General features: G+C 64.5%; 9 protein-coding genes and 2 riboswitches. Of the genes, 5 read left to right on the top strand and 4 right to left on the bottom strand.

Annotated elements, in window-relative coordinates; all coding sequences use genetic code 11:
* The first annotated feature begins 154 nt into the window (after window positions 1-154).
* Window positions 155-357, top strand: a riboswitch (cobalamin riboswitch).
* Window positions 358-473: 116 nt separating this feature from the next.
* Complete coding sequence (locus G154_RS03860) at window positions 474-1,361, top strand: mycobacterial-type methylenetetrahydrofolate reductase (protein WP_019513382.1); 888 nt, start codon at window positions 474-476, stop codon at window positions 1,359-1,361.
* Window positions 1,358-2,179 carry a dihydropteroate synthase gene (folP, locus tag G154_RS03855; RefSeq protein WP_045546640.1) on the top strand — a complete coding sequence of 274 codons (822 nt, stop codon included), beginning with the start codon at window positions 1,358-1,360 and terminating at the stop codon, window positions 2,177-2,179. The genes G154_RS03860 and folP overlap by 4 nt, the downstream gene beginning before the upstream one ends.
* A gap of 43 nt (window positions 2,180-2,222) precedes the next feature.
* Here the strand turns inward: folP and metE are convergent, their stop codons facing one another.
* Window positions 2,223-4,517: a 5-methyltetrahydropteroyltriglutamate--homocysteine S-methyltransferase gene (metE, locus tag G154_RS03850; RefSeq protein ID WP_023985194.1), complete on the bottom strand. Its 2,295-nt coding sequence runs from the start codon at window positions 4,515-4,517 to the stop codon at window positions 2,223-2,225.
* Window positions 4,518-4,647: 130 nt separating this feature from the next.
* Window positions 4,648-4,843, bottom strand: a riboswitch (cobalamin riboswitch).
* 284 nt (window positions 4,844-5,127) lie between these two features.
* Here metE and G154_RS03845 point away from each other — a divergent pair.
* Entirely contained in the window at window positions 5,128-5,967 is an 840-nt protein-coding gene (locus G154_RS03845) for a family 16 glycosylhydrolase (protein WP_019513385.1), read from the top strand.
* Between the two features lie 76 nt (window positions 5,968-6,043).
* On the opposite strand, the gene G154_RS25450 is transcribed toward G154_RS03845, so the two are convergent.
* Both G154_RS25450 and G154_RS03835 read right to left on the bottom strand, forming a co-directional pair.
* Complete coding sequence (locus G154_RS25450) at window positions 6,044-7,747, bottom strand: cellulase family glycosylhydrolase (protein WP_157884736.1); 1,704 nt, start codon at window positions 7,745-7,747, stop codon at window positions 6,044-6,046.
* Window positions 7,748-8,255: 508 nt separating this feature from the next.
* A complete protein-coding gene (locus tag G154_RS03835; protein ID WP_023985195.1) occupies window positions 8,256-8,897 on the bottom strand; it encodes a GNAT family N-acetyltransferase in 642 nt (213 codons plus the stop codon).
* A gap of 191 nt (window positions 8,898-9,088) precedes the next feature.
* Here G154_RS03835 and G154_RS03830 point away from each other — a divergent pair, with 191 nt between their 5' ends.
* Window positions 9,089-9,787 carry a HemK2/MTQ2 family protein methyltransferase gene (locus tag G154_RS03830; protein ID WP_023985196.1) on the top strand — a complete coding sequence of 233 codons (699 nt, stop codon included), beginning with the start codon at window positions 9,089-9,091 and terminating at the stop codon, window positions 9,785-9,787.
* Complete coding sequence (locus tag G154_RS03825) at window positions 9,784-10,026, top strand: CDGSH iron-sulfur domain-containing protein (protein WP_019513389.1); 243 nt, start codon at window positions 9,784-9,786, stop codon at window positions 10,024-10,026. The genes G154_RS03830 and G154_RS03825 overlap by 4 nt, the downstream gene beginning before the upstream one ends.
* A 60-nt stretch (window positions 10,027-10,086) precedes the next feature.
* On the opposite strand, the gene G154_RS03820 is transcribed toward G154_RS03825, so the two are convergent.
* Window positions 10,087-11,136 (bottom strand): iron-containing redox enzyme family protein, encoded by a 1,050-nt coding sequence (locus G154_RS03820; protein WP_110807278.1) that lies wholly within the window; start codon window positions 11,134-11,136, stop codon window positions 10,087-10,089.
* Window positions 11,137-11,277: the final 141 nt, after the last annotated feature.

Here is an 11,277-nt window from a genome sequence, read left to right as displayed (position 1 = left end):
GCACCGTGACCCGCATCGCCGTCACCGGCACCGCCCAAGTCGAAGGCGGCGACCTCCTGGTCGTGATCTCCTGAATGGTCGGCCTCACCTCAACGGGGGACCGTGGGGCCGACCACAAGTGGGTACGCTTATCGGCGCGACTGGTCTGCTGTGGCGCCACGCCACAGCATCGAGTTCCACATCCGATGTGGAACAAGAGGGAACCCGGTGGGAATCCGGGACTGTCCCGCAACGGTATGCAGGAACGACCGCCGTCATCGGCACTGGTGCGTAGCACCGGGAAGCGACGGCCTTTAGGTGCATCGATGTGATGCGTGCCTGCGAGTCCGAAGACCTGCCAGCCGTGCCGGGTGCGCCGCGCCCGGCGGCCCATCGCCTCGTGGAAAAGGCGGATGTCCGATGAGCGGTCAATGCCGCACGCTGATCGACGTCCGCCGGTGATGAGCTACCCGTCTCACTGAAGGACGTCAGCTGTGCCCCTGAATACCATCGCGTTGGAGTTGGTGCCGCCCAATCTGGACCGTGGACCCGACCACGTCCGTGACGAGGCGCGCAAGATCCTGGAACTGTCGACAACGGCGGGCATCTCTGGGCGTATCGGGCATGTGATGCTCCCCGGCATGATCGAGGAGGATGGCGACCGGCCCGTCGAGATGCTGCCCAAGATGGACGTTCTCGACTATTGGACGGCACTGCGCGCGGATCTCGCCGGGGTGCGCGGTTTGTGCACCCAGGTCACCGCCTTTCACGACGAGACAGCGCTGCGCACCCGCCTGACGGACCTGAACACCGTGGGATTCGACGGCATGATCTTCGTCGGGGTACCGCGCACCATGAACGACGGTGACGGTCACGGTGTGGCTCCGGCAGATGCACTCTCGAAGTTTGACGGGTTGGTCGCCAACCGAGGCGTCATCCTCATCCCTACCCGCGAGGGTGAGCAGGGCAGATTCGACTTCAAATGCACCAAGGGTGCCACCTTCGGCATGACCCAACTGCTCTATTCGGATGCGATCGTGGACTTCCTGCGAGTTTTCGCCAAGGCCACTGAGCACCGCCCGGAGATCTTGCTGTCCTTCGGATTCGTGCCGAAGATAGAGAGCCGGGTCGGGTTGATCGACTGGTTGATCCGGGACCCGGGCAACGAGGCGGTCGCTGCCGAACAGGCCTTCGTCAGACGACTCGCCGCCAGCGACTCCGCCACGAAACGTGTTCTCTTGGTCGACCTCTACAAGAAGGTCATCGACGGAGTGGTGGGCCTCGGATTCCCACTGAGTCTGCATTTCGAGGCGCCCTACGGTGTCAGCGCGCCCGCATTCGACACCCTCGCCGAGATGCTGGCCTACTGGTCGCCGCGATGAGCGTACGTGACCGTGACACGCCGATGCGGGTCATGGGTATCCTCAACGCGACACCCGACTCCTTCTGGGCGCGAAGCAGATTCGATACAGTCGATCGGGCCGTGGAGGCCGGCCTGATGATGTTCGACGACGGAGCTTGGGCGGTGGACGTCGGCGGAGAATCGACTAGGCCGGGAGCTGTTGCGGTATCCGTGGACGAAGAGCTCGGTCGTGTGGTGCCGATCGTCACCGAACTCGCTCATTGCGGTGTGGTGTCGGTCGATACCCGTAATCGTGAGGTCGCAGAGCAAGCAGTCCGGGCCGGAGCACGCATCATCAACGACGTGTCCGGCAAGCTGTACGACCTCGCCGGGCGACTGAGCGTCGGGTATGTGAGCATGCACGCGCATACGGTTCCGGTTCTGGCAGAAGGGTACCCGGAATATGGCGACGTGAACGCCGAGGTGCGAGCCTTTGTCCAGGGAACTGCTGAATCGGCATTCTCAGCTGGTGCCAGGCCGGTGTGGGTGGATCCGGGAATCGGGTTCGGCAAGTCTGTTGCCGACAACCTCGAATTGCTGCGCCGACTACCTGATCTGTGCGGCGGGCCTTTTCCCGTGCTACTCGGGATGAGCCGCAAGTCTTTTCTCGGCGCGATGACCGGTCGCGGTGTGGACGATCGGCTGGCGGCCTCGCTTGCTGTCGTGGGCCCGGCCTGGGCGGCAGGAGTCGACACCGTGCGAGTCCACGACGTCCCAGAGACCGTCGATACCATCACTGTGCTCGAGGCACTTGGTGGAACGGCCCGAGCGCCTACAGTGCCCCTGAGTGATCAATGAGACCGTGCCCCGGAGCCCGTAGGACTCCGGGGCACGACCGTCGTCAACGTTCTGCGCGCACCGCCGTGGCGGCCTCGACCATGTTGCGGAGCGACTCGATGACCTCGTCGGTCCTGCGAGTCTTCAGGCCGCAGTCCGGGTTGACCCAAAGGCGTTCCGCAGGCACCGCTTCCAGCGCCTCACGTAGTGCCACGATCATCTCCTGCGTGGTTGGCACCCGCGGGGAATGAATGTCGTAGACCCCCGGTCCCACTCCATTGCTGAAGCCCACCGCGTTGAGATCGGTGAGCACCTCCATATGCGATCGTGCCGCCTCGATGGACGTGACGTCGGCATCGAGGTCGGCGATGGCGCCGATCACTTCCCCGAACTCCGAGTAGCACAGATGGGTGTGCACCTGGGTGTCGTCGCGCACACCCGCAGTGGCCAACCTGAAGGCCTCCACCGACCACGCCAGGTAATCCTTCTTCTCCTTGGAGCGCAATGGGAGGAGTTCGCGCAGCGCCGGTTCATCGACCTGGATGATGGCGATACCGGCCTTCTCCAGGTCCACCGTCTCGTCCCGAATCGCGAGTGCGACCTGTGCTGCCGTATCGGCCAGCGGTTGGTCATCACGGACGAACGACCACGCCAGGATGGTCACCGGACCGGTCAGCATTCCTTTGACCGGTTTGGCGGTGAGCGACTGCGCGTAGGCCGCCCACTCGACGGTCATCGGGCGCGGACGCGCCACGTCGCCGTAGAGAATCGGGGGACGGACACACCGGGACCCGTAGGACTGAACCCAACCGTTCTGGGTGGCGAAGAACCCCTCCAACTGCTCGGCGAAGTACTGCACCATGTCGTTGCGCTCGGGCTCACCGTGCACCAGCACGTCGATGCCGAGTTCTTCCTGCAACGCGATGACAGCCGCTACCTCGTCTTTCATTTTCTGCTCATACTGGGCTTCGTCGATCCTGCCGGCACGAAGATCTGCGCGTGCCAACCGGATCTCGGTGGTCTGCGGGTATGAGCCGATGGTCGTGGTCGGCAGCGTGGGGAGGTTCAGCCGTTCCTGCTGCGCGGTGCGCCGATCGGCGGCGATGCCCCGTCCGGATGCTCCCGCGACCCGGATGTCGTCGAGTCGGGAGCGGATATCGGTGTTGTTCAGCCGAGGGTCGACCTTGCGGGAAGCCGCTGCGGCATTCGAGTTTTCGATCTCCGAGGCGATGGCTGCCCTGCCCTGCGCGAGCCCCTTGGCCAAGGTCACCACTTCGGCGACCTTCTCGGCGCCGAAGGCCAGCCAGCTACGCAATGCCTCATCGAGGTCGGTCTCGGGCTCCAACGAGTACGGCACGTGCAGTGTCGAGCACGATGTCGACACGACGACACGGCCGGCTGGGCCCACAAGCGTGGCGAGTGTGGCCAGCGCGCTCTCCAGGTCGGTGCGCCAGATGTTGCGTCCGTCGACAACGCCGGCGACGACGGTCTTTTCGGCCAGTTCCGGCACAGCAGCAACGGCATCCACCGAGCCGTCCACCGCGTCGATTCCGATGGCCTCGACAGGGGTGCGGGCCAGGGCAGGCAACGCGTCGGTCAACTGGCCGAAGTATGTCGCGACGAAGATGGCCGGGCGGTGGGAGAGCGCACCGAGCCGGGCGTACGTGGTCTCGGCCAGTGCACCGACGTCGTCGACGTCATCGGTGACCAGGATCGGCTCGTCGATCTGAACCCAACCGATCCCGCGTTCGGCAAGGAGCTCCAGCAGTTCAGCGTAGACATCGACCAATTCGTCGAGCCGCTCGATCGGCGCGCCGGCACCGTCGACGGCCTTGCTCAGCGCCAGATAGGTGATGGGACCCACGACTACCGGACGCAGCGGCACATCGACCGCCGTCGCCTCGTCGAGTTCGGCGAGCAGTTTGGCGGGATTCAGCGTGAAAGCGGTATTCGGGCCGATCTCGGGAACGATGTAGTGATAGTTGGTGTCGAACCACTTGGTCATCTCCAAGGGGGCAACGTCGACGCCGTCGTACGTCCCGCCGCGGGCGGCGGCGAAGTAGCGGTCCAGGTCGTCGCGGACGCCCGCAACACGCGGGGGCAGGGCTCCGAGCAACACCGATTGGTCCAGCATGTGGTCGTAGTAGGAGAAGGTGTTGACCGGTATCGAGTCCGCGCCGGCGTCGGCCAGGTGGCGCACGGTGTCACCCCGCAGGGTGGCTGCCACAGCTTCGAGCTCGGCGCGGTCCATCTTTTTGGACCAGTACTTCTCAACCGCGCGCTTCAGCTCGCGGTTCGGGCCGACACGCGGCGACCCCAGGATGGTGGCGGTGAACAAAGGGGCAGATTGTGTTGTCACGCAGAGTCCTTCAGCAACGATGGGGAGCCCACCGCCCATAGGAACGTGCAACCGAAGAGGCCGCCCGCAGGTATGCCGAGGCCGCTGTCGGCCATACGCCCAGTCCACGAGGCGATGCGCCGCCGGGCGCGGCGCGCCCGGCACAGCTGGCAGGTCTTCGGACTCACAGGCACACACCCAAAGGTGTTCCTACTGGCCGTCGCTTCCCGGTGCTGCGCACCAGTGCCGTTGACGGCGGTCGTTCCTGCATACCGCTGCGGGACAGTCCCGGATTCCCACCGGGTTCCCTCTCACCACGGGTAGGTACCAACCCCGTGACTCGATGCCGACAGCGCAGAACTCACACCGTCGGCAGACCAGTTGCAGAAGGAACTGTACCGGCACGAGGTCCGGCTACCGGCCGCTCCGCGTCGCCCGAACCTGATGTCCCGACTGGTCACCCATGTCGATGTTCCGGTGCGGCAACCGTGGCCGGCGAGAACGCCGCACGTCAAAGTCCTTTTTGACGCTGAGAGCGCACTCAGCGTGCGATGGGGTTGGCGCGGCTTTGCGCGAAATCCGCCACGGCTGGTTATGGTCGGCTGTGCCTGAATTCGATCGACGCAGTGCGATGTTGATGCTCGGACTCGGTGCGGCGGCCGCCGCACTCCCCGCCGCGACCGCTCACGGCGAGCCTTTGCCCGGTGATCTGGGCCCCGGGCCGGGGACTCCGACGCCCGAAGCGGCGGCGCCGCCCATCCTGTGGCAGGACGAATTCAACGGTCCGGCCGGATCACCGCCGGACCCCGCGTCGTGGTTCATCGTGCCGCAGCGTGAGACCATCCGTAACCCGGTCGAGTGGGACAAGCCGTTCAACATGGGCCGCTATGTCACCGACCAGGAACACGTGTTCCAGGACGGCAACGGCAACCTGGTCATCCGCGCCACGGAGGGACCGGGTGCCAATATCCAGGAGAAGTTCGCCAGCGCCAAGATCATCGGCAACTGGCGCGGCGGAGTGGGGACGACCTGGGAGGCGCGCGTCAAACTGAACTGCCTGACCAACGGCGCGTGGCCGGCCTTCTGGCTGATCAACGACAATCCGGTGCGCGGCGGCGAGGTCGACCTGTTCGAGTGGTACGGCAATCGGGATTGGCCGTCGGGCACCACCGTTCACGCGCGTCTGGACGGCACCCAGTTCCAGACCTTCAAACACCCCATCGACAGCAATTGGCACACCTGGCGGATGACCTGGAAGCCCGAGGGGATGTACTTCTGGCGCGACTACGAACCGGGCATGGAACCGTTCTGGACGGTGCGCGCGGATTCGTTGGGGGAATGGCCGTTCAACGATCCGGGCTTCACAATGGCGCCGGTGTTCAACATCGCCATCGGTGGTTCCGGTGGCCGTGAGCCCGCTGGTGGCAACTATCCCGCCGAGATGCTGATCGATTGGATCCGGGTCTTCTAGCCCCTGGACAACCAACCCTGGGCGCATGACGCCGGCCGGAGCGGCGACAAAGCCACCCCGGCCGGGTATCGCCTGATTATTCCGTTGAGCCGGTGTCCGCGTCGGTGGAGTCGCTGGTGCCAGATCCCGACGAACCGCCGGTGGAGTTGTCCGTGGTCGAGCTCGTGTCACTCGCCGCCGCGTCCTTCTCGCCTCCGGTATCCGCCGGGCTGTCAGCGGTATCGGTAGCGACAGTCGTGTCCGTCTCGGGCGTATCCGGCTCCGACGTTGCGGTTCGGGAGGTCTCGGTTCGAGAGGTGGTGGTTCGCGACGAGGTGCTCTCGGGCTCGGCCTGAGTGGCCTCGATGACTGCCATCCGTGACGAATCGGTGCTCTCCAGGGCGGGATCCGTTGCGCTGGTTTGCGTGTCGACCTCGTCATCGCCCGGTGCGGTGGCGGTGCGCAACGTCGTGGTCGGTGCGGTTGTTCCGGCGACGGACTGTGTCGTCGTGGCGGTGCTGTTCGGCTGGCCCCATCCTGCCGCCCAGTTGGCCGCCGCTTCGGCCAGGGCTGCCTGCCAGTTTGCCACCGCCTCGGCCACCGGATCAGCCGGCGCCGGCTCCTCGACCTCCGGAGCCTCCGGGACCACCGGAGCGTCTGGCAACTCCTCCAGCGTCGGCAGTTCATCCACCGGGATTCCGCTTTCCGGAACGGGGCCGTTCTCGGCGATCCAGGCCTGGACCACGGTGGCGGCCTGCTTGGGTGTGTAGTCGTCGCGGAACAGGCCCCAGGTGTCCTCGACCTCGGTCGAGCCGGAGTCTCTGTCGACCAGGGAGTAGATGAATTGTGGTCCCACGCCGTCGAGTTCGGACCAGGTTGTCACGAAATCTTCGATGAACTCGGCCTGCTGGGCCTCGGAGACATAGGAGGTCGGCAGACCGTATTCACTTGTCCACACGGTCTTGTCGCCGTCACCGTATTGCGCCATGAGGTCCTGCATGGCCTGCAACTGTCCGACCGCCGATATCTCGTTGCCGAAGCCATCGCCGAACTTCCAGTCGTAGTTGTACGGGTGATAAGACAGCGCGTCGAAGTAGCCCGCGGCCCCGGATTCGTACATCGTCTCGACGAAGTCCACGGGGTTGATGTTGATCCCACCCCAGCTGAGTCCGGCGGTGACGACGCCGCCGACGACGGTGCCACTGGGGTCGACCTCCTTGACCGCGGTGTAACCGGCCTTCAACAGTTCGGTGTAGGCGGCCGGATCGGGGCGGGGATTCCAGAACACGAAACTCTGTGGTTCGTTCCAGATTTCGTATGCCGAAATACGCGCGGTTTCGGGATCACCCGCACCGGCGCCGTATCGTTCGGCCAGCGCGCCCATGAAGTCACCGAAGTCCTCCGGGTCACGCGGAGCCCCGTAGGCCGAGTCCTGGATATCCGATGCCCAGGTCGGGGTGCTTGTCACGGCACCCATCACCGCGATACCGCGTTCGTATGCGGCATCGACGACCTTGTCCACCTCGCTCCAGTTGTAGACGCCCGGTGCGGGCACAACGGCACGCCACGGCACGAAGATCCGAATCTGGGTGACACCGAGGGACTCCATGGTGTCCAGTGCGACCTCCACCTCGGCCGGCGTCATGAAGTAGAGCTCGGATTCGGCGATGCCGACGGCGTTGGGAGAGGTATCGATGGCCGCGGCGAGCGTCACCTGGGCTGACACCTGCTGGACATCCTGCGTCGGTGGGGGCGGCGCTCCGGTCTGGACCGACGCCCCGACCAGGGCTGCCGCAAACAATGGCGCTGCTACTGAGCAAAGTGGATTAGCTGCTCGCTGCCAGGGCCCCTGCATGATGCCTTCTCCTCACTCCAGATATCCAGGATCATCAAGATGTGATTCGGATCACTCCGCTTGATATTGGAGATGTACCCATGCAATTTTTCGTCTAATCAAAGAAATCCAGAAAAGATGAAGCAAATGACCGCGCAGAGCCGAAGTGTGCGAAAGTGTGGCCCTGAAGTGCTTATATAGGGGGCCTTAACCGCACGTGAAGACTTGCTTCGCGAATGGCATGTACTCAAAAAAATGACGGAGAGATGCGGTCAGATTGCGCAAAATGGTACCGATGGTGAAATTATCAAGATTGCAAATTGCGTTGTGTGAACAATTGTTCCGGACGGCTGGCGTATCGGTCAAAGATTTGCCAGATCTGCAATCATGGGCCAAACGCCCAGTTAATTGGACGCGGCAGGGCTACGGAAGCTTCGCGACCTGGCAGATTTGGACAGTTGGCGAGTGGGGCTACCTACACACCCAGCTGAGCGCGCGCCGCGGTGATGCCCTGGATCCCGATGTCGTCGCGCCGCTGGGCGCTCCACTGTGCTCTGTCCATGGCGAAGGACAGCATGGTGTCGGGCCTGTCGCGGCGCAGCGCCAGCTCCGCGCCGGTGTAGGTGTAGGGCAGCGCGCGGGTGACGCCGAGCGATGCGGCGTTGTCATGCCATGCGCGGGTCGTCGCCCGTGCACCGCCGAGGCCGGCGAACAGCAGGTGTAGCGCAGCGTGTCGTATCTCCAGGCCCAGTCCGCGACCTTGGAATTCGATGCCGAGCCAGGACCCCGTGCTGGCGACCCGCAGCGTCGGGAAATGGGTCGCGGATAACGAGCACATCCCTACCAATCGATCGTCTCGATCCGATGCGGCCAGCACGATATCCCAGTTGTCGGCGCAGGTGTTCGCTCGGCAACGCCAGTAGTACTGCATCGCGTTGCGCTGCAACAATTTTGTCGGCGCATCCGTCCATGGTTCGGAAAACGGCATGGTGCTCGGGTCGTGAATGCCGCCGGCGGCCAGTTCGGCAAGCTTGAATCCGAGATCGTCGGTGACGTAGGTCAACGTGATCCGCGGTGTGCGCACGCGAAGGTCGAACAGGGGCCATAACGCACTCATGGGTACATGTCATCGCGTGGCGGGGGCGCAGCGCAAGCTCATATTGAGGTGGGGTGGGATTGCCAATGTTGGTCCTCGCGACGAAATGGGTATCCGCCAGGCGAGGCGCTGAAGAATGCGGCGTTTGACCTGGGACGGCAGAGGGCATTTCAGCCCGGCAGTGCTGACCCGTTGACCCGCGAGAGGCAAAGATGACTACCGCTTACCCGTTTGACGGCGACTCCCGACTGGTGACCATGGTGACCGACGGCGTATACGCGCCGCAGGAGGATTCGCGATTGCTGGTCGAAACCATGGAAAAGAGCGGGCTCGCCTTGGGAAGCAGAGTGGCCGACCTGTGTACCGGCAGCGGTGTCGCGGCGATCAATGCTGCGGTGCAGGGCGCGTCAAGCGTCTCGGCATTCGATATCTGCCCGCGGGCGGTGCGATGCGCTCGCGCCAACGCCGAGATCGCCGGTGCGTCGGTCGACGTCCACCTGGGATCCTGGGCGCGCGCAGCGGAATTCGGCCCCTTCGACCTGGTGATATGCAACCCGCCCTACGTTCCCCACGACCCGGCGCTTGACGCACTGCCCGCAACGGTCGGCCCCGCACGTGCCTGGGATGCCGGCGCGGACGGTCGGACGGTGCTGGATCCGCTGTGCGCGGCCGTTCCCACGCTGCTGGCTGACGGTGGCAGCGTGTTGATCGTGCAGTCGGAGTTTGCAGATCCGCGGAAGACGCTGGAGGCGTTGTCGGCCGTTGGGTTGGACGCCGATATCGTGGCTTGGGAATGGATCCCGTTCGGCCCGGTCCTGAGCGCCCGTGCCCAGTGGCTGGAAGATACGGGACGGTTGCAGCCGGGTCGGCGTGAAGAGGAGCTACTGGTGATCAGGGCCGACAAGCCATGAGTGAGAAAGAGTTTCGTATCGTTCGGGTGGTGCGCGGCGGTCCGGTCCTGGTTCAGGGGCCGGTGTCGGTGGAACTCGCCGATGGCACGACCATCCAATCGGACCGATTCATGGTCGCGATATGCGCCTGTGGGCGAAGCAAGGACTATCCGCTGTGTGACACCAGCCACCGGCGACGCTGCCGCACGTCAGGGGCGAAAAAGGTGAAGGCGACGGAATCGGCCGACGACAACAACTGACTGTTAGATGAAGCGGGCCGGATTCATATCCGGCCCGCCTCTTCGTAGTGCAGACCCTACTTAGTCGAGCGAGCGTCGCAGCGAGCTCTGGTTCTGGTCCCAGGATCGCAACATGTGATCGGCCAATTTGTCCTCGACGAGGGCGTGGGCGCGGATCCCGAAGACGACATCGCGATCGAGATGGGGTTCGCGGGACAGCAGGTCGCCCACCACATCGGTGCGCACCACCTGCTCATGGACGGCATCGGCCTCGACATGCTCGGCGTAGAACGCGATGCATTCCTGCGGGGCTCCCAACCTCTGCAGTGCATCGACCAAGCGGCTGGACCCCGGAGGCGAGGTGATCTCGGTGGAGGCGAAGTGCCCGATGGCCGCTCCGCGGTGCCGACGGTGCAGACCGAACAGCGACATGAGGTTCACGGCAGCGAGCGCCTCGGCCGGAACAATATCGATATAGCCAAGGTAGTCGGAATCCAACTCCGCGGCGTCCATGAGGTCGGCGAACAGCCGCTGATGCAAGCGCGTGCCGTTCCCCGCGCCGAACTCGTCGAACTCGACGGCGACGAACGCCGCCTTGGCCTGCCCGATGAGCCGCGGGATGGCCCACGCGTGCGGATCGCCTTCCTTCAGGTGGTAGAGCGAGCGGTGCACGAAGTACTCGCGCATCTGATCCCAGGTGCCCTTGTCTCGCAGATGGTACGAAAGCCCCTCGCCATCAACGGGTTCGACCGAGAGCGCATCCATTTCCGCATGCGCGGTCTCGTCTGGCCCGATGGGGCCGACCTCGCGCTGCACCTCGGCCAGGAACAGGCTCTCCAATCGACCGCGCAAATGCAGCAGGCCGGCATCCCACTCCCAGCCGGGGTCGACGCCGTCGAACCCCCGGTAGTGCAACTCGTAGCAGACATACAACGCCAGGTGGAGATCGAGACCGTAAGGGTCGGCGTCTGCCAGCGACGCCTCGACTCGTGACAGGTGGTTGACCGGCGCACGCTCGTTGAGCAGTTCGATGACCGCTAGCGACAGCGGCCCCCGGGGCAGAGGAAGGAGCGGTTCGATGCGGGGAGTTGCGAGGGTCACGGTGGAGGAATACCCCGTGGGACGTCGCATTCAATCGTCCAGTTGGCGAATATCGCCGCCAAACAACGCGGTGGTTTCGGCGAGCGAGGGCCGGGTATTCGCAGCCGCCTGATGCCTCCCGGTGATGTCACCTCCCGCGCGGTGCTGTTCGGAAGATGCGATGGTGTGGAC

The sequence above is a fragment of the Mycobacterium sp. VKM Ac-1816D genome (genome assembly GCF_000416385.1).
Taxonomy (GTDB): Bacteria; Actinomycetota; Actinomycetes; order Mycobacteriales; family Mycobacteriaceae; genus Mycobacterium; species Mycobacterium neoaurum_A.
The sequence above is the reverse complement of the archived record's forward strand: the minus strand, read 5'-3'. Positions and strand labels throughout refer to the sequence as shown.

Coding starts and splice junctions, on each gene's coding strand:
- G154_RS03845 (WP_019513385.1), top strand. CDS start 5,128: ATGTTGATGCTCGGACTCGGTGCGGCGGCCGCCGCACTCCCCGCCGCG.
- folP (WP_045546640.1), top strand. CDS start 1,358: ATGAGCGTACGTGACCGTGACACGCCGATGCGGGTCATGGGTATCCTC.
- G154_RS03825 (WP_019513389.1), top strand. CDS start 9,784: ATGAGTGAGAAAGAGTTTCGTATCGTTCGGGTGGTGCGCGGCGGTCCG.
- G154_RS03820 (WP_110807278.1), bottom strand. CDS start 11,136: ATGCGACGTCCCACGGGGTATTCCTCCACCGTGACCCTCGCAACTCCC.
- G154_RS03830 (WP_023985196.1), top strand. CDS start 9,089: ATGACTACCGCTTACCCGTTTGACGGCGACTCCCGACTGGTGACCATG.
- G154_RS03835 (WP_023985195.1), bottom strand. CDS start 8,897: ATGAGTGCGTTATGGCCCCTGTTCGACCTTCGCGTGCGCACACCGCGG.